The organism is Acidithiobacillus sp., from assembly GCF_023256195.1.
In the GTDB taxonomy this organism is placed as follows: domain Bacteria; phylum Pseudomonadota; class Gammaproteobacteria; order Acidithiobacillales; family Acidithiobacillaceae; genus Acidithiobacillus_A.
Window position 1 is genome coordinate 41,674 of record NZ_JAGDWX010000019.1, and the last position, 21,732, is coordinate 63,405.

At 65.1% G+C, this 21,732-nt stretch carries 20 protein-coding genes and 1 tRNA gene; 8 read left to right on the forward strand and 13 right to left on the reverse strand.

The genetic code is table 11. The annotated features are described in order from the left end of the window. Positions 1-17: 17 nt before the first annotated feature. From nadC to Q0C23_RS04400, 5 genes are all read right to left on the reverse strand, one after another. Complete coding sequence (nadC, locus tag Q0C23_RS04380) at positions 18-854, reverse strand: carboxylating nicotinate-nucleotide diphosphorylase (protein WP_291511163.1); 837 nt, start codon at positions 852-854, stop codon at positions 18-20. 89 nt (positions 855-943) lie between these two features. Beyond that, on the reverse strand, positions 944-3,760 hold the full coding sequence (locus Q0C23_RS04385) for a valine--tRNA ligase (RefSeq protein ID WP_291511164.1): 2,817 nt from the start codon (positions 3,758-3,760) through the stop codon (positions 944-946). Continuing rightward, positions 3,757-4,653 carry a hypothetical protein gene (locus Q0C23_RS04390; protein ID WP_291511165.1) on the reverse strand — a complete coding sequence of 299 codons (897 nt, stop codon included), beginning with the start codon at positions 4,651-4,653 and terminating at the stop codon, positions 3,757-3,759. Before Q0C23_RS04390 ends, Q0C23_RS04385 begins: the two co-directional genes overlap by 4 nt. A gap of 12 nt (positions 4,654-4,665) precedes the next feature. Further along, positions 4,666-5,097 (reverse strand): DNA polymerase III subunit chi, encoded by a 432-nt coding sequence (locus tag Q0C23_RS04395; protein ID WP_291511166.1) that lies wholly within the window; start codon positions 5,095-5,097, stop codon positions 4,666-4,668. 10 nt (positions 5,098-5,107) lie between these two features. Then, entirely contained in the window at positions 5,108-6,610 is a 1,503-nt protein-coding gene (locus Q0C23_RS04400; RefSeq protein WP_291511167.1) for a leucyl aminopeptidase, read from the reverse strand. 120 nt (positions 6,611-6,730) lie between these two features. Here Q0C23_RS04400 and lptF point away from each other — a divergent pair, with 120 nt between their 5' ends. The 3 genes from lptF (at position 6,731) to Q0C23_RS04415 (ending at position 11,050) form a co-directional block, all read left to right on the forward strand. Beyond that, positions 6,731-7,855 (forward strand): LPS export ABC transporter permease LptF, encoded by a 1,125-nt coding sequence (gene lptF / locus Q0C23_RS04405; RefSeq protein ID WP_291511168.1) that lies wholly within the window; start codon positions 6,731-6,733, stop codon positions 7,853-7,855. Next, positions 7,852-8,925: an LPS export ABC transporter permease LptG gene (gene lptG, locus Q0C23_RS04410; RefSeq protein WP_291511169.1), complete on the forward strand. Its 1,074-nt coding sequence runs from the start codon at positions 7,852-7,854 to the stop codon at positions 8,923-8,925. Before lptF ends, lptG begins: the two co-directional genes overlap by 4 nt. A gap of 145 nt (positions 8,926-9,070) precedes the next feature. Beyond that, positions 9,071-11,050: a dynamin family protein gene (locus Q0C23_RS04415; protein ID WP_291511170.1), complete on the forward strand. Its 1,980-nt coding sequence runs from the start codon at positions 9,071-9,073 to the stop codon at positions 11,048-11,050. Between the two features lie 39 nt (positions 11,051-11,089). On the opposite strand, the gene Q0C23_RS04420 is transcribed toward Q0C23_RS04415, so the two are convergent. From Q0C23_RS04420 to Q0C23_RS04455, 8 genes are all read right to left on the reverse strand, one after another. Beyond that, entirely contained in the window at positions 11,090-11,434 is a 345-nt protein-coding gene (locus tag Q0C23_RS04420; RefSeq protein ID WP_291511171.1) for a hypothetical protein, read from the reverse strand. A 38-nt stretch (positions 11,435-11,472) separates the two neighbouring features. Then, positions 11,473-12,165 (reverse strand): glutathione S-transferase, encoded by a 693-nt coding sequence (locus Q0C23_RS04425; protein WP_291511172.1) that lies wholly within the window; start codon positions 12,163-12,165, stop codon positions 11,473-11,475. Continuing rightward, entirely contained in the window at positions 12,158-12,616 is a 459-nt protein-coding gene (locus Q0C23_RS04430; protein WP_291511173.1) for an EVE domain-containing protein, read from the reverse strand. Before Q0C23_RS04430 ends, Q0C23_RS04425 begins: the two co-directional genes overlap by 8 nt. A gap of 3 nt (positions 12,617-12,619) precedes the next feature. Then, positions 12,620-12,937 (reverse strand): iron donor protein CyaY, encoded by a 318-nt coding sequence (cyaY, locus tag Q0C23_RS04435; RefSeq protein WP_291511174.1) that lies wholly within the window; start codon positions 12,935-12,937, stop codon positions 12,620-12,622. 69 nt (positions 12,938-13,006) lie between these two features. Beyond that, positions 13,007-14,815, reverse strand: a complete 1,809-nt coding sequence (recQ, locus tag Q0C23_RS04440; protein WP_291511175.1) for a DNA helicase RecQ — start codon at positions 14,813-14,815, stop codon at positions 13,007-13,009. Positions 14,816-14,823: 8 nt separating this feature from the next. Then, entirely contained in the window at positions 14,824-15,651 is an 828-nt protein-coding gene (locus Q0C23_RS04445) for a hypothetical protein (protein ID WP_291511176.1), read from the reverse strand. A gap of 34 nt (positions 15,652-15,685) precedes the next feature. Beyond that, positions 15,686-16,543, reverse strand: coding sequence for a symmetrical bis(5'-nucleosyl)-tetraphosphatase (locus Q0C23_RS04450; RefSeq protein ID WP_291511177.1), 858 nt, complete (start codon positions 16,541-16,543; stop codon positions 15,686-15,688). Further along, positions 16,543-16,893 (reverse strand): hypothetical protein, encoded by a 351-nt coding sequence (locus tag Q0C23_RS04455; RefSeq protein WP_291511178.1) that lies wholly within the window; start codon positions 16,891-16,893, stop codon positions 16,543-16,545. The genes Q0C23_RS04450 and Q0C23_RS04455 overlap by 1 nt, the downstream gene beginning before the upstream one ends. Positions 16,894-17,168: 275 nt before the next feature. Between Q0C23_RS04455 and secB the strand changes: the two genes are divergently transcribed. The 5 genes from secB (at position 17,169) to Q0C23_RS04480 (ending at position 21,633) form a co-directional block, all read left to right on the forward strand. Beyond that, positions 17,169-17,618, forward strand: a complete 450-nt coding sequence (secB, locus tag Q0C23_RS04460; RefSeq protein ID WP_291511179.1) for a protein-export chaperone SecB — start codon at positions 17,169-17,171, stop codon at positions 17,616-17,618. Then, on the forward strand, positions 17,619-18,635 hold the full coding sequence (locus Q0C23_RS04465; RefSeq protein ID WP_291511180.1) for an NAD(P)H-dependent glycerol-3-phosphate dehydrogenase: 1,017 nt from the start codon (positions 17,619-17,621) through the stop codon (positions 18,633-18,635). It begins immediately after the preceding gene. Positions 18,636-18,637: 2 nt separating this feature from the next. Then, positions 18,638-20,092 (forward strand): sensor histidine kinase, encoded by a 1,455-nt coding sequence (locus tag Q0C23_RS04470; protein WP_291511181.1) that lies wholly within the window; start codon positions 18,638-18,640, stop codon positions 20,090-20,092. Continuing rightward, positions 20,093-21,499 (forward strand): sigma-54 dependent transcriptional regulator, encoded by a 1,407-nt coding sequence (locus Q0C23_RS04475; protein WP_291511182.1) that lies wholly within the window; start codon positions 20,093-20,095, stop codon positions 21,497-21,499. Positions 21,500-21,540: 41 nt separating this feature from the next. Further along, positions 21,541-21,633, forward strand: a tRNA-Ser gene (locus Q0C23_RS04480). Positions 21,634-21,732: the final 99 nt, after the last annotated feature.

Genomic DNA, 21,732 nt, shown 5'->3' on the forward strand with positions numbered 1-21,732 from the left:
CTGTGGGGCAGCGTCCCTCAGTCGCGGTAGCGGAGGGAGAGGTCGAGGCTCTGGACGTCGCGGGTGAGACTGCCCACGGATAGATAATCCACGCCGGTGGCGGCTACTTCGCGCAGGTTGTGCAAACCGAGATTGCCGGAGGCCTCTAGAGGCACCCGGCCTTGGACCAGTTCCACGGCGCGGCGCAGGTCGGCTAGGGAGAAATTATCCAGGAGGATCATGTCCGCTCGCTCGGCCAGCGCTTCCTCCAGCTGGTCGAGGTTCTCCACTTCGATCTCGATTCGGGTGAGGGCGGGGACGAGAGCGCGCGCGGCGCGCAGGGCTGGGCCAATCCCGCCGATGGCGGCGATGTGGTTCTCCTTGATGAGGATACCGTCGAAGAGCCCCAGACGGTGATTGTGTCCGCCGCCCGTGCGGACCGCGTACTTCTGCGCCAGCCGCAGGCCGGGGAGGGTCTTGCGGGTATCCAGGAGACGTGCAGGCAGACCCTCCAGGAGTCGGACGTGCTGCCGTACCCGAGTGGCCGTGCCCGAAAGCAGCTGCAGGAAGTTGAGCGCCGTGCGTTCCGCCGTGAGCAGGGGGGCCGCCGGACCTTCCAGTTCGCACAGGACGGTATCGGCCGCCAGTTCCATCCCTTCCGCGACCCGCCAATGGCAGTGGATTTCGGAAGAGCAGTGTCGGAACACGGCCTCGGCGTAGGGGCGGCCACAGAGGACGCCCGGCTCACGGGCGAGGATATGGGCGCGTAGCTGCCGAGTGGGTGCGATAAGGGCGGCGCTGAGGTCACCGCTGCCGATATCCTCCTCCAAGGCGCGCTGGACACTGAGTTCAAGATCGGCGGGAAGCAGGGTCATGGGCGGGCAAGTCTCCCTTGGAGCGTGCTGCGGCGGGCCGCCGCTGACGATGCTGGGCGATAGGAGCACATGGGATGGGAAAGCGGCCGTCAGGCCAGCTGGCGCAGGCGTTCTTCCTGCTCGGATAACTGCGACAGGGCGTTCTCCAGCTCTTTCAGGCGCTCTTCCTCCTTGATGACCACCGCCGCAGGGGCGCGCTCGCGGAAGTTCTCCTGGGCCAGTTTGCTGCGGGTCTTCTGGAGGTCCTGTTCCAACCGCCGCCGTTCTCGCTCCAGCCGCCCGCGCTCGGCCTCAAGATCGATGACGCCAGCCAGAGGCACCAGCAGCCGCAGGTCGCCCACCAGAGCCAGTGCGGCGGGCGGCGCTGCTTCACCGTCGTCCAACCAGTGCAGGTCCTTGAGCTTGCCAAGACTGAAGAGCCAGGGAGAAAACTCCTCGACCCGCTGCCGATCTTGCGCCTGTCCGCCCTGCAGGAGTAGAGGCAGGGGACGGGCCGGTGGGATGTCCATCTCGCCGCGAATGGAGCGCAGGGCGTTGATCACGGCCATGAGCCACTGCACCTGCGCGTCGCTGTGCGGATCCACGCGCTCAAGCTCGGCCTTGGGATAGGTGGCCAGGGCAATGCTGGGCCCGCCGCGACCCAGCATGGGTGCCACCCGCTGCCAGAGGGCTTCGGTAATGAAGGGCATGAAGGGGTGGAGCAGGCGCAGGCCGGCCTCCAGAACGCGCAGCAGGGTCCGCCGGCTGCCGCGCTGCTGGGTGGGAGTGAAGGCACCCTCGCCGCGCAGTGCCGGCTTCGCCAGCTCGATGTACCAGTCGCAGTAGTCGTTCCAGAAAAACTGGTAGAGGGCCTGGGCGGCGTCGGCAAAGCGATACTGGTCGATGGCCTCATTCACCGCCGCCTCGGTCTCCTGCAGGCGGCCGATGATCCAGCGCTCCGGTGCCAGCAGCTCGCTCTCGCCCTCGAGATCACCGACGTGCTCCACCTGCATGGTGGCAAAGCGGGCGGCATTCCAGATCTTGTTGCAGAAATTGCGCGAGCCTTCCACGCGTTTGAGGTCGAAACGAATATCTCGACCCTGGGTGGCCAGGGATGCGAGGGTAAAGCGCAGGGCATCGGTACCGAAGGCGGGGATACCTTCCGGGAACTCCTTGCGGGTGGCCTGCTCGATCTTTTGGGCCATGTGCGGCTGCAGCAGTCCCTGGGTGCGTTTGGCGACCAGGGCTTCCAGATCGATGCCGTCGATGAGATCCAAAGGATCGAGGACATTGCCTTTGGATTTGCTCATTTTTTGGCCTTCGCCATCGCGTACGAGGCCGTGCACGTAGACCTCGTGGAAGGGTACTTCGTCCATGAAGCGCAGGCCCATCATGACCATGCGGGCTACCCAGAAGAAGATGATGTCGAAGCCGGTAACCAGGACGCTGGTGGGGTAGAACTCCCGCAGGTCGGCGGTCTGCTCCGGCCAGCCCAGAGTAGTGAAGGGCCAGAGCGCCGAGCTGAACCAGGTATCGAGCACGTCGGGATCCCGCTCCAGGGGAACGGTCATGCCGTAGTGCCGCTGGGCCTGCGCTGCCGCCGCCGCTTCGTCCCGGGCGACGAAAATGTGGCCATCGGGCCCGTACCAGGCCGGTATCTGGTGACCCCACCAGAGCTGACGGGAGATGCACCAGTCTTCGATACGGCGCATCCAGTCGAAATAGGTCTTGGTCCAGTTCTCCGGCACGAAGCGCAGGCGACCCGTCTCTACCGCGGCAATGGCCGGCTCTGCCAGGGGGGCGACCCGTACGTACCACTGATCGGTGAGAAAAGGCTCGATGGCGGCACCGGAGCGGTCGCCCCGCGGCACCGTCAGGCGGTGTTCATCGGTGCGCTCCAGCAGGCCCTCGGCCTCCAGTTGGGCGACCAGTGCGCGCCGTGCGGCGTAACGATCCAGACCCCGCAGGGTCTCAGGGATGGGGGCGGGCCAGTCGGCGCCGAAGACCTCGCCCTCGGCGCGGATGCGGGCATCGGGCGTGAAGACGTTGACCAGCGGCAGGTGGTGCCGCTGACCGACCTGATAGTCATTGAAGTCGTGGGCGGGGGTGATCTTCACACAGCCGGAGCCGAACTCGGGGTCGACATAGTCGTCGGCGATGATGGGAATCTCCCGTCCGACAACGGGCAGGCGCAGGCGGCGACCGACGAAGCGGCGATAGCGCGGATCTTCCGGATGCACCGCGACCGCCACGTCGCCCAGGAGCGTTTCCGGACGGGTGGTGGCCACGATCAGATGACCGTCACCCTCTGCCAGGGGATAGCGGATATGCCAGAGCTTGCCCATCTCCTCTTCGTTCAGCACCTCGAGGTCGGAGACGGCGGTCTGCAGGACGGGGTCCCAATTCACCAATCGTTTACCGCGATAAATGAGACCTTCCTCGTAGAGGCGCACAAAGACCTCGGTGACCGCCTCGGAGAGACCACTGTCCAGGGTGAAGCGCTGCCGACTCCAGTCGCAACTGCTGCCGAGACGGCGGATCTGTCGGACGATGCGGTCTCCCGATTCCTCGCGCCAGCGCCAGACCCGCTCCAGAAAGGCGGAGCGGCCCATGCTCCGCCGCTCCAGACCCTCGCGCTGAAGCTGTCGCTCCACCAGCATCTGCGTGGCGATGCCGGCGTGGTCCGTGCCCGGCTGCCACAGCACGCGCTCGCCGCGCATGCGGTGGGTCCGCACCAGGACATCCATGAGGGTATCCTGGAAGGCGTGCCCCATGTGCAGGGTGCCGGTGACATTGGGCGGCGGCAGCATGATGCAGTAGGCCGGACCGTCCCCGCTCGGGGCAAAGACGCCGTGCGTCTCCCAGCGTCGATAGCAATCGTCCTCAATCTGTGCGGGGGCGAAGGGGCGGTCAAAGAGTTCCGTCATGCCTGTGGGCCTTGCTTGGGATCTTCGTCGGAGATATCAGGGTGAAGGGCCTGATCAAAACCCTCGTGCAGGACCTGCTGCAAGATCTGCGGCAGGCTTTCCTGCAGTTCCTTGCTGATGCTTTCACGCAGGCGGATGCCCTCGAGGGAGAGGGCGCGCAGCACGGCGATGCTGACCTGTTCCTTCCACACCTTCTGCAGGTGCTGGGTGAGGCGTTCTTCCAGTTCGCTCAGCACCCGCCGTTCGACCTCTTGGAACAGTAGGGTTTCGAACTCCTGCAGGAACTGCATGTCCAGCGCTGGACCCGCGGATTCCGGCGCGGGCGTGGAGCTGCCAGGGGCCGGTGCTTCCTCCGCTGGAGAAGCGCCGTAGTGGAAGGAGAGATTGCGGATGCGCTCCAAGGCTTCAGCCAGATCGGCTTCTTCCATGCTTGCGGCACCCTGCTCGCGGCGATCCTCCACGGCCGGCTTGGGCTCGGATGAACCGGTATCCGCTGGGCTAGTCGTATGCGGCGCGCGGTCTTCGCCACGCACGCCTTCTGCGAGAAGGGCGCGGTCCGCAGATGCGGGTTCGGCTTCCACCGCGGGAGCGACGGTGGTCTCGTCAAGTATGGCTGCCATTGCGGCGTTGGCCTCGGGCGACGCCTGCTCAAACACGGACCCTGGGAACGCATCCGCCACTGCTTCATGCTGCCCGACGACCGGCTCTTGCATGGGCTGCGCTGCAGCCTGTCGATCGTCGGCCACCTCGTGCTGGTCCGCAGAGTTGCGCGAACCATGCCACAGGGGCGGCGGCAGTCCCTCCCGCACCAGCTTGGTGAGCAGGAGCGGCTCCACGTCCTCCGGGAGGTCATCGACGGCGAGAATGGGTTCTTGGCGCGAGGGGGATGACATGGCTGAGCTCCGTCAGGCTTCCAGGGTGTAGGTCTGCATAGTGTAGCCCGCCTCGCGCAGCAAGCGATAACGCTGGCGAGCGTCCGCCGTGCTGGCTTCGTCCGGAGGAATGAAGTCCAGCAGGCGCGCATCTTCCGGCAAGGCCTTGGGCAGCGTACGCAGTCCAACCAGCGCCAGGGCTGGTGCCGGTCGCAGCGCCGTGGCATCGCTGCCGACGTAGAGGCAGACCGGCTCCTGCGGGTCGCGTCCGTGGGGGGTGAAGGCGCCTGCCTGGTAGGTCCAGAGGAGGTCGTCCAGGCTCTGCGCCAGCTCCTCATCGCTGCAGAGGATGTTGACCCGCCCTACCACCTGCCAGGCCTTGGCGATGACCCGGCACATGGCTCGACGCTGCTCCACCGCCGTGAGCAGGTTGGGCGGCAGGCGATAGAAGCTGGCGCTGGGCAAAGGCCGGACCTCAGCGCGGATGGCCGGCGCGCCGCCGCAGGTACTCCACCAGCAGTGGGACGGGACGGCCCGTCGCTCCTTTGTGCTCGCCGCTTTTCCAGGCGACTCCGGCGATGTCCAGATGCGCCCAGGGAATATCCTCGACGAAGCGCGACAGGAAACAGGCGGCGGTGATGGTGCCGGCAGGGCGGCCGCCCACATTGCTGAGATCGGCGAAGGGGCTTTTCAGCTGTTCCTGATAGACCTCAAAGAGTGGCAGTTCCCAGGCACGATCGAGACTCTGCCGACCCGCCGCGAGCAGATCCTGGACCAGTGCCTCGTCCGTACCGAGCACCGCTGCCGTCTGATGTCCCAGGGCAATGATACAGGCACCGGTGAGCGTGGCCATGTCGATGATGGCCGCGGGTTTGAAGCGGCGCGCGTAGGTGAGGGCATCGGCGAGGATGAGGCGGCCTTCGGCGTCGGTATTGATGATCTCTACGGTCAGGCCCTGCATGCTCTTGTGAATGTCTCCGGGTTTGGTCGCCTTGCCATCGGGTAGATTCTCGGAGGCCGGGACCACCACCGTGAGATTCAGCGGCAGCTTCAGATCGGCAGCGGCGCGAATGGCGGCCAGAGCCGTTGCCCCGCCGCACATGTCATACTTCATCTCGTCCATCTTGTCCGCCGGTTTCAAAGAGATGCCGCCGGCGTCGAAGGTAAGGCCCTTGCCCACCAGCACCAGGGGGGCGGCATCCTTCTCACCTCCCCGGTAGTGCAGGACGATCAAGCGCGGTTCCTGCCGCGAACCCTGCGCGACCCCCAGCAGGAGTTGCATGCCCAGCGCTTCCATCTGTGCCGGGCCGAGGATGTCGGCCTCGATGGCGCGGCTGGCCGCCATGGTCTGGGCCTGTTCCGCAAGCCAGGTGGGGGTGCAGACATTGCCCGGCTCATTGGCGAGATCCCGAGCCCAGGCGGTAGCCTCGCTGGTGATGCGGGCGGCCGTGGCGGCGGCGAGAATGGTCTCGCCCTGGGGGGCGAGGCGATCGTCCAAGGCCAGGGTCAGGGTCTGCAATTCCCGCCGCGGTGTTTCTGCAGGCGCCTTGTAGCGATCGAAGCGATACTGACCGTCGGCGATGGCCTGCACGGCGATCTCCGCCAGCGCCGCCGGATCGCGTTGGGGGACGGCGAGCTCCAGACCGAAGAGCGCGGCTTGGGTTACCCCCCGGTCGGCCAGAGCGCGGCCTACCGCCAACAGGGCCTTCTGATAATTCAGGTCGGAGATCTTGGTCGATTTGCCGAGACCCACCAGCATGAGCCGGGCCGCCTGGACACCTGGGACATGGTAGAGGGTCAGAGTCTGGCCGCAGTCGGCGCGGAAGTCGCCCTGCTGCATGAGCTGCTTCAGAAAGCCGGATCCGGCCTGGTCCACCGCTGCCGCTGCCTGGGGAAGTTCGCCGTCGGAGAAAAGGGGAAGGATGAGACAATCCAGTGGGTCGCGGCAGGGGTCGATGGTGCGGACTACTATCTCCAAGGCTTCTCTCCTGTGGTAATCTCTGCCGATAGATGCCGGCGGGGGACAGCAACATGGGCAAACATAAGCCGTGAGACGCAGCGGATCAAGTTTGCAGGGCAACGGGCCCGGTGGGGGCTGGTGGTGAGCCGTATCCACGGTCGAATCCTGCACGATCTGCTGCGGACCTTTGTCCTGGGCTGTCTGGTGGTGCTGGGCATCCTGGCCATCGGTCAGTTGAGTCAGCTCCTCAGTCAGGTGGCGTCGGGACGGCTGCCGCTGGGGGTTACCTTGCAGCTGCTGGGGCTCGCCACTCCGACCTTGCTGGTGACGGTACTGCCGCTGGCCTTTTTCTTCTCGGTGTACCTGGTGTTCTCCAACCTCTATCGCAGCAATGAAATGATCGCCATCCGCAGCGCGGGCTTGAGTCTGTTGGACCTGCTGCGAGCCCTGTTGCTACCGATCCTGGCCATCGCCATCCTTGAAGCCCTGCTGTCGCTGTCCTGGTCGCCCGCAGCCCAGCGGCAATTGCAGGCGGAAAGCCTGCGGCTGGCCAACGCCGCCGCCCAGGCCCTGATCCAGCCCGGCAGCTTTGCCCGTATCGCCGGCGGGCGCATCCTCTATGTGGGCGAGTCGGCCCCAGGTTCGGAGCACCGCTATCGGGAGATCTTCGTGGATCTCGGTGGCAAGGGCGGGCCGGATATCGCTACCGCCGCCTATGGCGAGATTCGGAAAGACAGCGATGGCGGCATCGCTCTGGTGCTGATTCAGGGGCACCGATATCTGGGGCAACCGGGTACCGCCGGCTTCAAGATCCTCAGTTTTGCCCACTATCGCATCGCCTTGGCGGCACCTGGACAGGGTGCCTCGAGTGGGGGCATACACTGGGCGGCACTGAGCCTTCCCCAGCTGCTCCAGGCCCTGCACGAGCCGCAGCAGGCGCGGCATGCCCTCAGCGAACTGGAGTGGCGGCTGATCTGGCCTCTGCTTATTCCCATACTAGCTTTGCTGGCCATCCCCCTGGCCTTCGGCGGGCCGCGCGGGGCGGGCCGGGCCACGGGTGCCCTGCTGGGAATCCTGACCCTGCTGGCCGCCAACAATCTGCTGGTGTTCTTGAAGGAGGGTATTGCTCAGGGGCGCATCGGCGGCTTCCCAGGGCTCTTCTGGGTGCTGCTCCTGCTGGGTGCGCTGGCGGGCTACGCTTTCTGGCGACGCCAGGGCGACCGTCCGGTGCTGCCCGCCTGGTTGGGACTGCTGCGGCCGTGAAGCGCGCCGATCGACTGCTCTTTCGCGGCATGCTTGGTTACAGCCTGCTGGTGCTACTGGTGTTGCTGGCGCTGATGTTTGTGGCCAACCTCATCGCCAAGTCCGGTGGACCGGGCCACGGTAGCTGGGGCATGGGCAAGCTGGTGACCTATATCGCCCTGCAACTGCCCGACCTTGCCTATAATCTCGTCCCCCTGGCACTGCTCCTGGGCGCTCTGATCTGGGTGAGTCTACTCAATAGCCATTCGGAACTCGTGGCGCTGCGCATGTCCGGGTGGTCTCTGTGGCGCCTGCAGAGACCACTGCTCTGGGTGGGGCTGTTGGGAGCGCTGTTGACCTTTGCCTTGGGCGAGTGGGTGGTCCCCTACACCTCGCCGGCGGCGGAGGCCATCTGGGCCAACGACGGCCAGAGCGGCCAGTTTCAGGCCCTTCCCGATGGTGGGGTTTGGCTGCGCCAGGGACGGCAGCTGATCCAGATCCGCGCCATCGCCGCCGATGGCCGTCGCCTCGACGGCCTGCGTATAGTCGTCACGGCACCGAGCCTCGATGCCGTCACCCGCATTCTGGAGGCGAAGGAAGCGCTCTACCGCAATGGTGCCTGGCAGCTGCGATCGGTCCAGAGCCATAGCTTGAGTGCGCAGCAGATCGTCTCCAGCGATACCTCCGAGGAGCCCTGGGATGTGCGTCTCGATCCTGAGACCTTGCGCAGCTTTTCGCATCCGACCCGCACCATGACCCTGCCGGCCCTTTGGGAGAGCTACCGGAATCTCCAGGGCAGCGTGCTCAGCATGAACCGCTTCGCGCTGGCTTTCTGGAAGCGGGTGACTTACCCCTGGGTCGGACTCGTCATGATCTGGCTGGTGGTCCCCCTGGTGACGCGTAACCCGCGTGGAGGAGGGCTTGCGGGCCGGATTTTGGCGGGCCTCGTGCTGGGTCTGGCCTTCCATTTTCTGACGGAGATGTCCGGTTTTATCAGTATCTCGGGAGGGATCCCTCCGGTCTTTGCCACGGTCTTCCCTTTGGCTCTGTTTGCCAGCGTGGCCTGGGGACTGCAGCGCTATTACCGCTGAGGATCTCGTTGCGGGAAGTTCAGAGATGGTTTTTGGGGATTTATTGCCTAATTAAGCGAGGACTCGAGTACGGGCTGGAGCGCAGCATGCCAGACCAAAGGAACGGAACATACGGCCGAAAGGGGCCGTTTTACGGGAGGGTTCGATGGAAAAGCCGCTGTTGATCTACAGGTTGCAGGAATATCACCAATGGCGGCAACACATTGCAGCGGCCGTCCAGGAGATGGCGCGATTCAGTCTGAGTCTGGAGCTGCTCCCGAGCGGGACCCTCCTGCGGATGGAGAATCTGGCTCAGGAAATACTGGATGACCAACTCAAAATATCCTTTTATGGCGAATTCGCCCGAGGTAAATCGGAGCTCATCAACGCGCTCTTTTTCCACGATTATGGAGCACGGCTCCTGCCTTCGGGCCCGGGTCAGACCACCATGTGTCCGGTGGAGATCCGGGCGACTTCGGGCCAAGCTGCCAGCCTCGAACTGCTGCCTATCCGTTCCCGGAGCCTGCGTGGTTCGGTAGAGCAACTCAAGCGTTCGCGCGAGCTGTGGACGGTACTGCCCCTGGACAGTGAAGCGGCGCAGGCCGCGGCCATGGGGCAACTGACCGAGACACTGTGTGTGGGACTGGGCGAGGCACGACGTTGGGGGCTCTGCCCGCCCTTGGATGGCGCCAAACCCGAGCAGAGCCAGTGCCCCTCCTGTGGCGATGGCAAGGTCCGCATACCTCGCTGGCGTTATGGGCTCCTGCGTCTGGACCATTCCGTCCTGCAAGCGGGCCTGGTCATCCTGGATACCCCCGGCCTCAATGCCCTGGGCAGTGAGGGGGATCTCGGCCTCGAGCTGGCGCGCGATGCCGATGCCGTGATCTTCGTGCTGGGGGCCGATACCGGCTTGACCCAGAGCGACCTGGAAATCTGGGAACAGGCCTTGGGGCGCAGTCCGCTGCTCAACCAGCTGGTGGTGCTCAACAAGATCGATACCCTCTGGGACGAGCTGAAGCCCGCGAGTGAAATCGATGCCATGGTGGAGCAGCAGAGCCAGAACGTGGCCCAGCGCCTCAATTTGCGCCCCGACCAGGTGGTTGCCGTATCGGCCCAGAAGGGGCTGGTTGGGCGCATTCGCAAGGACGAGGCGTTGCTGCACCGCAGTGGCCTGGAGCGTCTCGAACGTGCCATCGCCGAGGTCCTGTTGCCGGGCAAGCGCAAGGCCATCGAGGAGAATACCGGCCGGCTGCTGCGGCGCGTGCTGGTGGATCAGCAGGTGCTCCTGGACGAGCAGATCCAGAATCTGCGCGCGGAGATGGAGAGCATGCGCCGGCTGCAGGCACAGACCGGAGAGCAGTTGCCGCGCTTACTGGAGCGGCAGCGGAAATTGCTGGAGAGTTTCGCGCGCGATCGCAGCGGCTTTCTGCGCCGGCAGCAGGAATTCCTGGAGCTCTCCCGCACCTGGCTGCTGGAACCTCTGGCCATGGAAGGCCTGGACGGTCTGATCGAGGAGGCTCGGGCAGAACTCCTCGCTGCCTGGACCACCGTTGGCATCTACGATCGATTCACGCGCTTCTTCGCGGAGACCATCGCCCAGTTCGACCAGGCCCTGGAGCATGCCAACCGCCTGTCGGTTATGATGATGGAGGCCTATCAGGGGCTGGAGCAGCAGTATCTGCTGCCGCGTCTGGATACCGTTCCCTATGCGCTGCTGCCGCGGCGTGCCGAGCTCCTGTCCTTGGCCGACAGCTACGAGCGCTTCGGCAAACGTCTGGAAATTGCCGCGAAACCTCAGGGGGTAGTGGTCCGCAAGGCCTTCTTGAGTCTCGCGACCCAGATTCGCCGCTTTGTCGAGGCCACGCGCCGGGATCTGACGGCTTGGGTGGAGGAGGCTCTGGAGTTGATGAACCGACAGCTGATGATGTACGCCGAGCAGTCCGACGAGAAACTGCGCGCGCTGGAGTCCATCGTCGAGTCTTCCGTCAACATTCAGCCCCGGATCGAGTCCCTCATGAGCCGAGAGCAGACGCTACAGCGTCAGGCCCAGGAACTTCAGGCTCTGCGCGACCGTCTGCAAGGCCTTTTCCGCTGGACGGAGGAAGATCATCAGGGCCTTGCTGCCCTGCGTATGTCCTCCCGATGATGACCGGCGCGGCCGTGCGGGTCCTCGGCTGCGCCGCTGTCAGTGGGCTTGTGCCGCCTTCTGGCGGATGATTTCCTCGTCGAAGGCGCGATCCAGAGTTTCCGACAGCTTCAGCACCTTGCGGAACAAGACCGGATCGGAATCGTCCGCCTGGCTGCGCAGGCGCAGGGCCGCCAGACCATCGAAGCTGCGGGCGCGATCCACGGTGGCGTCGATACTATCGCAGCCGTTACCGGAATAGATGGCCATCAGGATTTCCTGCGCCAGCGGATCGGTCATCGTGCCGGCCTGGGCGGCGGCAAGCGCACCCTTGAGATCCTGTCCCGCAGTGAGGCTGTAGCCCAAGTGGGTGTCTAGAAACTGGATCAGTTCGGCGTAGGTCATATCTATTCTCCTGGAGGCTTGCGCGTGTGAAGGGATGCTCAGGTCGCCTGATGGGTGTATCGGTCTGCTTCCAGACCACTGTCCAAGGACAGGCCACAGAGGCTGGCCACTCGCTGAAAATAATACAGAAGGTCGATGGGAACGGTCACCCCGTCGAGAAAACGCAGGGCGTGAAAATCGGCCGTCAGGACGATGTCGATGAGGCTAGCATCACCCAGATAGAACTTTCTCTGCGCCAGGATGCGGGACAACTGTCGCAGGCGACCCAGGCGCTCCAGCTGTTGATAGGCGCCGTAGCGATCGTTGGCCAACGCCTCCGGCCCTTGGCCGAAGCGCCGCTCGCACTCCTGCCGGTACCAGTCGAAGTCCTCGGGATCGGCAGAAATCTCCGGATAGAGGGGGAGGATGGGTGCCAGCAGGCGCTGGCGTAGCGGCTCAAGTTCGGCGCGCCAGGCCACGAAAGCCGGCCATTCGGCCGCCAGCGCCGGGGGTGGGGGAGCGGTGTTGATTCGCGCGTCCAGTTCCGGTAGAGATTCCACGTCCCCGGTCCAGCACCGGTCGTTGGCGTCCACCAGCACCGGAAGGTCCGCAAAACCGAGATCGAAAGCCGTAGTCAGGTCCCGCAGCGGGCGCGGTTCCAGGCGCAGGGTCAGGCCGCGCCAGGCGCTGAGGAGCCGCAGGCGCAGGCCAGCCGAATCGGCGTAGCGGAAGTAAAGCACCGCCTCAGACAAGAGTCACCCGGGCGAGCACGGCCTGCCACTCGCTCTCGCTGATAGGCACGATGGACAAACGATTGCCCTTGCGCACCAAGGGGTTGTCGGAGAACTCGGGCATCTCCCGCAGCGTCTCCAGAGAGACGGGCGGCTGACAGTGGGCAAGGTAGGCGATGTCCACCAGATCCCAGCGTGGCGCATCAGGACGGGAGGCAGCATCGTAGTAGTGGCTCTGGGGATCGAATTGGGTGGGGTCTGGATGCGCTTCCGTCACGATCCGACCGAGGCCGACGATGGCCGGTGTTGCCACCCGCGAGTGATAGATGAAGACCTCGTCACCCCGGCGCATCTGCCGCAGAAAATTGCGCGCCTGATAGTTGCGGATGCCATCCCAAGGCTCCTGCCCGCGGGCCTTCAGATCGTCGAGGGAAAAGGCCTCGGGCTCGGTCTTGAGCAGCCAGTGGGCCATGACTCAGAGCCGGATCTCGAGCGCACGGCCGAGACGCCGACCGATGAGCGTGCTGAGCACCTCCGCCAGACCTTTGCCGCTTTGCGTATCTTGCCAGCCATGCTCCGTCCGCTGGAAACGCGTCGGACCATCGCTGCAGGCGAGCCAGAGCTGCTCCACCGCCTCCTGCCGGTTGAGGATGATCTTGCTGGCGTCCGGAAGTTCCAGGGTCAGGACACTGTCCACCAGGTCGGCCTCCACCTCGGGGGCGCAGTCCTCCAATTGGCTGAGGACGGTCTCCAGGGTGCGTTCTACCGCGAGGGCGAAGCTTTCATCGGACATGCTGTTCTCCCGTAGGTAACCGCCACATGATGGCCCGAGCCGAAGATCGTCGCAAGCCACGTGCTTGGGTCAGGCCTGCTGCTCTCGCATGAGGCGCAGGAAGTCCTCACCAAAGTTCTCCAGCTTGCGTTCGCCGACACCGGGAATGGCAGCCAGAGCGGCGCGATCCCGAGGCCGGCGCCGATGGATCTCCTGCAGGGTGCTATCGTGAAAGATCACATAGGGCGGTACTCCCCGGGCCCGGGCCAGCTCCAGTCGCAAGGCCCGCAGCTGCTCCCAGAGCTCGTCCTGCGGAGTGCTGCTGCGTGGGTGCCCGGTAGCGCTCTTGGAGGGCTCTTCCGTCGCTGGTGCGCGGATCCAGACCTCCTCCTCGCCGCGCAGGACGGGTCGGGCGCGTGGACCGAGACAGAAGCCACCGTGTCCCTCAGGATGGGGCAGGATCTGCCCGCGCAGGGCCAGGTGGCGAAACAGGCTGCGCCAGGTGTTGGCCGGAAGGTCGCGACCGATGCCGAAGACGGACAGCTCGTGGTGTCCGAAGGAACGCAGGCGCGGATGGTCCCGCCCCATGAGCACGTCGATGAGGTGCTGGATGCCGAAGCGCTGACCGGTGCGGTGCACCGCCGACAGTGCCTTCTGGGCAGCCTCACTGGCATTCCAGACGGCCGGCGGCGAAATACAGTTGTCGCAGTTGCCGCAAGGCTGCTCCCGCAGTTCACCAAAGTAGGCCAGCAGCTCGCGACGGCGGCAACCGATGGTTTCGCACAGGCCGAGCATGGCCTCCAGGCGCTCCAGTTCCAGAGCCTTGTGGGCTGCGTCGGCCTCCGACTGCTGAATCATCTGGCGCAGCTGCACCACGTCCTGGAGCCCGTAGTGGAGCCAGGCATCGGCGGCCAGACCATCCCGCCCGGCGCGGCCCGTTTCCTGGTAGTAGGACTCGAGACTCTTGGGCAGATTGAGGTGGGCGACGAAACGTACGTCCGGCTTGTCAATGCCCATGCCGAAGGCAATGGTAGCCACGACGATACGGACTTCGTCGTTCTGGAACATGGCCTGATGCCGGCGGCGGGTGGCGGCGTCCAGACCGGCGTGGTACGGCAAGGCCGACAGCCCATGCTCCTGGAGCCATTGGGCCGTTTCTTCTACCCGCTTGCGCGAGAGGCAATAGACGATGCCGGAATCCTCGGCATGGTGCTGGCGGATGAAATGCAAGAGCTGCTGGCGACCGCTTTCACCACCACTTTGCAGCCGATAGTGGATATTGGGTCGATCGAAGGAACGCTGGAATACCGGCGCCTGCAGCAGGCCCAGACGGCTGCGGATCTCCTCGCGGGTGCGAGGGTCGGCCGTGGCCGTCAAGGCGACGCGGGGAACCGTGGGAAAGCGCTCGTGCAAGAGCTGCAGGCGCAGGTACTCGGGGCGGAAATCGTGTCCCCACTGAGACACACAGTGGGCCTCGTCGATGGCAAAGAGATTGATCTGCAGACGCGCCAGAAGCCGCAGACTGCGCTCCTGCAGGAGCCGCTCCGGTGCCACATAGAGGAGTTTCACCCGACCTTCGCCCAGGGCCTCCTCGATGCGCTGGGTATCACCGGCGTCCAATCCCGAGTGCAGGGCGTAGGCGGTCACTCCATACTGCTGCAGTGCCTGGACCTGGTCCTCCATCAGCGCGATGAGGGGTGAGATCACCACGGCGGTGCCCGGCAGAGTCAGGGCCGGGACCTGATAACAGAGGGATTTCCCGCCTCCCGTCGGCATCAGGACCAGGGCATCGCCACCGTCCAGAAGCCTGGCGATGACCTCATCTTGAGGCGGGCGGAAGTCGCTGAAGCCAAAGACCTGCTGCAGCACCTCGCGCGCGGACTGCAAGGCGTCGACCATAATCCCGCTCAGGGCTGAAACCCGCCCGCCGCGGGGGAGCGCAGCAAATTGGTGGCGGCCGCGCTCAAGGACGCGAAGACGAAGACCATCGCGGCGCAGAGAAATACTGCGAGATACAGCAGCACAAGGAGTGTTATGAGAATCTTGGCCAGTACCATCGCGCCAAGCAACTTCAGACCAGCGCCCAGGAGGGCCGCCAAGAGGGCAAAAGCAAGACCAAGCACGATGGCGCCCAAAAGGACGAAGAGGCCAAGGACCAGGGGTAGAAACAGCCAGCGCAGGCGATCGCCATAAATGCGTACAGCCAGGCGATAGGCCTCGGCAGGCGAGCATCCGCCACCGGCATACAGGGCATAGGCGTACTGGTACCAAGGGGACACCAGAATACCTAGGAGCACGATCAGGAGATAACCAGGACTGAAAAAGAAGTGGAGTACCTCGCTGGGGGGAGATCCCGGAGGTGGTGTCGGATAGAGGAGGTGGATGATCAAGGCGTATAGCGCGGGGAGAAGTGCGATGAGCCAGGTATTGGAGCGTATCAGCCAGCCGCTGAAGGCAGCGATGCTGGGCCGATCGCCCGCCAGGGCAAGACTGATGGCTCGGAAGAATGCCGCGATCCAGACGTTGAGGGCAAGAAAGAGCATCAGCTGCCAGAGAAGATCCAGACGAGGAAGAAACTTCTGCAGAAGTGCCACGACGATGAGGGGCAGCAGCGCCAGCAGCCCCGCCAGGAGACAGAGCCACAGGAAGGACCAGAAGCGTTGACGTAGCAGGCGCCATCCCAGGCCCATGGCTTCGCCATAGCCGCGCGCGGCGGGAAGATTCAGGGTTTCCACGATCTTTCATCCTTTGCAATAGAGGGCTTGAGCATCAATCCGCGGTCTCTGGCCGGGCGTAGGCGGGGCATGCCACCTGAACGATGGTGATGGGTAGTGGTGCGATGCGTGCCGCGCTGAGCTGCCGACCCCAGACACAGCCGCTGTCCAGAGCCAGCAGACGCGGCTCCTGGAGCAGCCCCTGTGTGGCCCAGTGTCCGCAGACGACGGCGACTTCCGGCTGACGTTCGCGAAATAGCTGGTGCCAGGGCAGATAGTCCGCGTCCGGCGGTGCCTTGCTGGGCCAGAAGAAGCGTCCATCGGGCCGCACCCGCCGGGCACGGGTAAAGACTGCGACGCGGAAGCGCTGCGCATCCATTTCATCGCGACAATCCTGCCAGCGCTCTGGCGCCGGCGCCTCCCATAAGGCCTGGAGAAATCTGCGCCACTGCCGACCCTGCAAAGCACGCTCCACCTCCTGGGCATGTCCCAGAGCCGTCGCCGGCGACCAGTCTGGGTGGATGGCGGCGTGCACCAGCAGCCAGGGTGCCTCCGGCAATTCCCGCAGCAGCGGTGCCTGGCGCAGCCAGTCCATCCAGACGTCCACATCCTTTTCTGCCAGCAATGGCCCAAGGGTATCGCTCTTTTTGGCGGGCACGATGCCGGCCCAGCGCGACAGGGCATAGAGATCGTGGTTACCCAATACGAAAGCCACCTGCTCCCGCAGATCCCACAGCCGTCGCATCACCCCGGCGCTGTCGGGCCCCCGGTTGACGAGGTCGCCGGCGAGATAGAGACGATCCTGTGCGGGTTCGAAGCCCACCGCATCCAACAGGCGCTCCAGTGCGTCGCGACAACCCTGGACGTCGCCCACGGCGTAGACCGCCCCCGGGACCTCAGACAACGCCGCCATCAGTAGGTGATGACCTGATCGCTCATCTTGCTGACGCGCACGAGCTCCTTCATCCCTGCCGAAACCACCCCTTCCAGTAGTTGCCGAGCGGTATCCCGTGGCAGCCACTCGAGGCCGACGGCACGGATTTCACCCCCCAGTTCCCGAATCTCTGCCAGCAGGTCGCGCTGGATGAGGTGTCGCGGGGAGCGGTCTTCACCATCGGCCAGAGCGAGGGGCAGGGCGTCCTGGGTCAGGAATATGCTGATCCCAATCTCGTCTGCCAGGGCGCTGGCCGCCATGCGCAGGGCCTGCAGGACGGGATTGCCATCGGCATCGGGATGGGATTTGATGATGAGGGTCCAGTGCATCCAAGCTTCCTGCGTGGCAACGTCTGTCCCTGTCCCGAGGAAGGACAGGGCGGTGAATGGGCATGTGGCAATGCGGCCTGTGGCGATGACCTAAAGATTAGCATAATCGCCCGCTTCCTGAAGGGCTCCGCGCCCTCCCATGGCGGTCGCCGCCGCGGGTCCTGGGCTCAGCGCTGCGATGGTGGCCTGCACCCATGACGTGCGCCCCCATGGCCGCGTATGCGCTTCTTCGGTTACACTGACGCCGACCCTTTCGACACAGAGCAGGAAATGGCATGGCTGAGCAAGAACCCACCTTCATGATCGAACGCATCTACGTCAAGGACCTGTCCTTCGAGTCCCCCAACGCCCCTGCGGCCTTTGCCATGACCGAGGCACCCAGCGTCGATGTCGGGCTCAACACCAATACGCAGACCGTGGACGAGGCCAATGGACTGACGGAGGTCACCCTGACGGTGACGGTCGCGGCCAAGGGCGGTAGCACCACCTATTTCGCCGTGGAAGTCCAGCAGGGCGGCCTGTTCCGTCTGCAGAACATTCCCGAAGAGCATCTGCCCATACTGCTGGCCGTGCACTGTCCTACCATCCTCTTCCCCTACGCTCGGGAGGTGGTGGCGGACCTCGTCAGCCGCGGCGGTTTCCAACCTCTGCACCTGCACCCTGTCAATTTCGAAGCCTTGTACCAGCAGGCACAACAGGAGCAGGGCCAGCACACCACCCAGTAAATGTCCCACTGGCTCGTCTGCGGGGCGGGACACTGGGGCACGGCGCTGTCCGTCTACACGGCGCGCCGTGGCATCGCCACCCAGCTCTGGGGGCATCGGCGGGAGCACCTTCCCGGCACGGACGCGGATCTTGCGCCGATCTTTCCCGGAGTACCGGTGCCGCCGGGGCTCCGGATCGTCGCCGAGCTCGAGCCTGCCCTGGCGGATGCCGAGGTCTGGCTCATCGCCGTTCCCAGTCACGCCCTACGCGGGCTTCTGCGCCGTCTGCGGGCGGCGGGTGCGCCAGCCCCAAGGGCTCTGTTGCTGGCCAGCAAGGGACTGGAGCTGGACAGCGGCGCCCGTCTCGATGCGGTGGTGCAAGAGGAGTATCCACAGGCGCCGCTGCTGGTCCTCTCCGGACCCAGCTTTGCCCAGGATCTTCTGGCGGGACGGCCCCTGGCCATGACCCTGGCCGGGACGGATCCCGAAATCCGGGAATCGCTCCTGCAGCGTCTGCGCAGCGCCCAGCTGCGGCTTTACCCCAGCGAGGACGTCGCCGGGGTCTGCCTTGCCGGCGCCATCAAGAATGTCCTCGCCATAGCCGCGGGCATCTGCGATGGTCTGGGCCTTGGCGAAAGCGCCCGCGCCGCCCTCATCACCCGCGGACTGGCGGAGCTGGAACGCATCGGCACGGCACTGGGGGGCCAGCACGACACCTTCAGCGGGCTCGCGGGCGCCGGGGATCTGATCCTGACCGCCAGCAGTGATCTGTCCCGCAATCGCCGCCTGGGCGTCGCCCTCGGTCAGGGCCTCAGCCTGGACGCGGCGCGTGCGCGTATCGGCGAAGAGGTGGAAGGTGTGCGCAGCAGTCGCGCGCTGTATCGGGTAGCGCAGGAACTGGGGGTGGAGGCACCCATCAGCGAGCAGGTCTATCGCGTGCTCCACGAGGGGGAGTCGCCGCAACGGGCCAGTGTGGCCCTGATGCAGCGCGGGCTGGAGCGCGTGGCGCCGGTGCTGGCGTCCCGGCCCATGGGTTGACCGTGGCCATATTCCGCCTGCCCGGCGCGACTGGTGCGAACAAGCGCGTCCCTTTCGCTCCTTTCCGCACCATCGGCTTTCTCCTGGTACAGTTCGTGGTCCTCGCCCTCCTGCTCCTGGGGGTGCTGTTGGTGCATACCAACCAGGACCTCGCCACCTTGGACGCCTACACCGCCTATATGACCCAGCTGACGCAGATCGAGGCCGAGGCGAGCCGGACCTGGGCCGATTCCGGCAGTGGTCCGGCTCTGGAACAGTTGCGCCGGAGCCTCGCCCAGATGCCGCCGCAGCTGCTGCGCCACCAGGGCGACCAGCAGGCTTTGGAGCACCTGCGCGCACTGGCAGCGCAGCCTGCCGCCCACAACTTCCCGCAGGTGATGGCGGCCTTGGCAGATCTCAGTCTCAGCGAACACCGCCGTGGCTGGCACCTGGTCCTGGCCGCTGGCCGCGATGCGCGCTATACCCTCATAGGCACGGGTGTCGCCCTCCTGGCTTTCATGATCTTTGTGCTGGTCACTCTGGCCTTTTTCCGACTGCGCATCCTGCGACCCCTGCGTCGCCTGCAGGAGGCCATGCATTCCCTGGAGGTAGGTGCTTTCGCGCGGGTTGCGGAAGGCCAGGCGGATCCCGGCATCAGTCCGCTGCTGCATTACTACAATCAGATGGTGGGTCGCCTGGAGGAGTTGGAGCGGCAGCGGCGGCAGTATCTCCAGGATCTGCAGCGCGAGGTGCATCAGGCCGCGCATACCCTCATTGCCCAGCAGGCCGCCATGGCGCGCTCCGAGCGTCTCGCCGCCGTGGGCGAAGCGGCGGCGGCGCTCGCCCACGAACTGCGCAATCCACTGGCAGGTCTGCAGGTGGGGTGCGCCAATATCCGTCGGGAGATCGAGGATGCGGAAATCAATGAGCGTCTCGGGCTCATGGAAGAAGAGCTGCGCCGCGTCAGTCGCCTCTTGGACCAGCAGTTGCGCGGAGCCCGCCAGGCGCAGGAGAGCGGCCAGTGGGTAGAGCCTGCCGCCACCCTGGAATCCCTCATCAACCTGCTGCGCTACCAGGTGCCGGGCAATATCCGTCTGATCCTGCGGGCAGATGCCACCGGCCCTTGCCTCCTGCCGTTAGACCACTTTCGTCAGGCGATCCTGAATCTCCTCCTCAACGCCATTCAGGCTCTGGGCAGTGAGGGCGGCGAGATCCAGGTGGCGCTCACGCGGCGCGAGCAGGATCTGGAACTGGCTGTCTGCGACAACGGCCCAGGCTTTCCCGAGGCGCTCCTGCGCGAGGGTATCCGGCCCTTTGCCAGCACTCGCGAGCAGGGTACCGGGCTCGGCCTGTCCATGGTGCGTCGCTTCGTTCGCAGTCTGGGCGGCAGCATTGAGCTGGCCAATGCCGAACCACAGGGCGCCAGAGTGGTCTTACGGCTGCCCTGTCCTGAAAAAACTGTGAAGGAGCCCCTCTGAATGGCCGACCCGCTGCTCATCATTGAAGACGAGATCTTTCTGGGGCGGGAGATGCGTCGCTATTTCGAGAAAGAAGGCTGGGAAGTCCATTGGGTCGAGCGTATCGCCGACGCCGAGCAGATCCTCAAGGAAGGTCTCAATCCCCTGGTCACCCTGGCGGATCTCAACCTGCCAGACGGCAACAGCCTGGATCTCCTGGAAAAAACCCGCGAGCGCGGGGGTGGCGGTGAATGGATCTTCCTGACCGCCTATGGCAGCGTGCCCGATTCCGTCCGCGCCCTGCGCTTGGGGGCCTACGATTTCCTGGAAAAGCCTTGCGAGATGGAACGGCTCGACATGGTGCTGCGCTCGGCGGCGCGCGGTGCGCGGGCTCAGCGGCGGGTGGCGGACGATACCAGTCAGCGCTCCCAGCGCTATCACCCCAACAGCTTCCTGGGGGACAGCCCTGCCGCTCAGCGCGTGCGGGAGATCCTGGGGCGTCTGGGACAGGTCCCCTACAGCGCCCTGATCATCTCGGGCGAAACGGGCACCGGCAAGGGCCTTGCGGCGCGTATCCTGCACTACAGCGGGCAGCGCTCCGATGGTCCGCTGATCGAGCTGAACTGCGCCGCCCTGCCGCGGGAGCTGCTGGAGTCGGAGCTTTTCGGTTACGAACCCGGCGCGTTCACCGGCGCCAGTTCGCGCCACCGCGGGCTCGTCGAGCAGGCGCACGGTGGCAGCCTCTTTCTGGACGAGATCTCGGAGATGGACCTGGATCTGCAGGCCAAGCTCCTCAAGGTCATAGAAGACAAGAGTCTGCGGCGTCTCGGCGCAGATCGCGTACAGCAGGTGGACGTCCGCTTCCTGGCCGCCAGCAACCGCGACCTGGACGCCATGGTCGCGGCGGGGCGCTTCCGCGCCGACCTCTATCATCGCCTCAGCGTCGTCCGCCTCGAACTGCCGCCCCTGCGCGAGCGCAAGCAGGATCTGCGCATCCTCGTTCCCCACTTCATCGGCGAATTCAATGCCCAGGCGGGCAAACGCGTGCGCTACGTGAGCCCGGCGGTCTGGGAAGCCTTGGAAGCCTACGACTGGCCCGGCAACGTGCGCGAGCTGCGCAACGTGGTAGAGCGGGGCGTGCTGTTTTCCGAGGGCGAGGAGCTGCCGCTGGAGTGGCTGCAACTGCCCGGACGTGCGGCGCCATCGTGTCCGGCGCCGGGCGCCTGTCCCGTTCAGGACGAGGGACAGATCGTCCTGCCTATCGATGGCAGCATGGACCTCGACAGCATGGAGCGCCTCATCCTGCAGCGGGTCCTGCAGCGGACCGACCACAACGTGACGCAGGCGGCGCGGATCCTGGGCGTCACCCGCGAGACGCTGCGTTATCGCATCCGCAAGTATGCATTGATGGAAGACGGCGACACCTGACTTTGACGCCGCCCCAGCCGGCGCGCTACACTCCGCGACACGGAGAGATGGCCGAGAGGCTGAAGGCGCTCCCCTGCTAAGGGAGTATGGGGCTAAACACTCCATCGAGGGTTCGAATCCCTCTCTCTCCGCCACTCCGCTCAATGCCTTGGAAGCTCCGCGAGCTCAGTCCAAAAGCTTTTCCGAATCGGTTGGGCGCCTCGGCTCCTGGTCGCTTAGTCTTCACGATACGC

Excerpts from the sequence above, each read along its gene's own strand:
- Q0C23_RS04415 (WP_291511170.1), top strand. The coding sequence starts at position 9,071 with ATGGAAAAGCCGCTGTTGATCTACAGGTTGCAGGAATATCACCAATGG.
- nadC (WP_291511163.1), bottom strand. The coding sequence starts at position 854 with ATGACCCTGCTTCCCGCCGATCTTGAACTCAGTGTCCAGCGCGCCTTG.
- secB (WP_291511179.1), top strand. The coding sequence starts at position 17,169 with ATGGCTGAGCAAGAACCCACCTTCATGATCGAACGCATCTACGTCAAG.
- Q0C23_RS04430 (WP_291511173.1), bottom strand. The coding sequence starts at position 12,616 with ATGGCCCACTGGCTGCTCAAGACCGAGCCCGAGGCCTTTTCCCTCGAC.
- Q0C23_RS04390 (WP_291511165.1), bottom strand. The coding sequence starts at position 4,653 with ATGTCATCCCCCTCGCGCCAAGAACCCATTCTCGCCGTCGATGACCTC.
- Q0C23_RS04450 (WP_291511177.1), bottom strand. The coding sequence starts at position 16,543 with ATGGCGGCGTTGTCTGAGGTCCCGGGGGCGGTCTACGCCGTGGGCGAC.
- Q0C23_RS04420 (WP_291511171.1), bottom strand. The coding sequence starts at position 11,434 with ATGACCTACGCCGAACTGATCCAGTTTCTAGACACCCACTTGGGCTAC.
- Q0C23_RS04385 (WP_291511164.1), bottom strand. The coding sequence starts at position 3,760 with ATGACGGAACTCTTTGACCGCCCCTTCGCCCCCGCACAGATTGAGGAC.
- Q0C23_RS04475 (WP_291511182.1), top strand. The coding sequence starts at position 20,093 with ATGGCCGACCCGCTGCTCATCATTGAAGACGAGATCTTTCTGGGGCGG.
- Q0C23_RS04465 (WP_291511180.1), top strand. The coding sequence starts at position 17,619 with ATGTCCCACTGGCTCGTCTGCGGGGCGGGACACTGGGGCACGGCGCTG.
- Q0C23_RS04455 (WP_291511178.1), bottom strand. The coding sequence starts at position 16,893 with ATGCACTGGACCCTCATCATCAAATCCCATCCCGATGCCGATGGCAAT.
- cyaY (WP_291511174.1), bottom strand. The coding sequence starts at position 12,937 with ATGTCCGATGAAAGCTTCGCCCTCGCGGTAGAACGCACCCTGGAGACC.
- recQ (WP_291511175.1), bottom strand. The coding sequence starts at position 14,815 with ATGGTCGACGCCTTGCAGTCCGCGCGCGAGGTGCTGCAGCAGGTCTTT.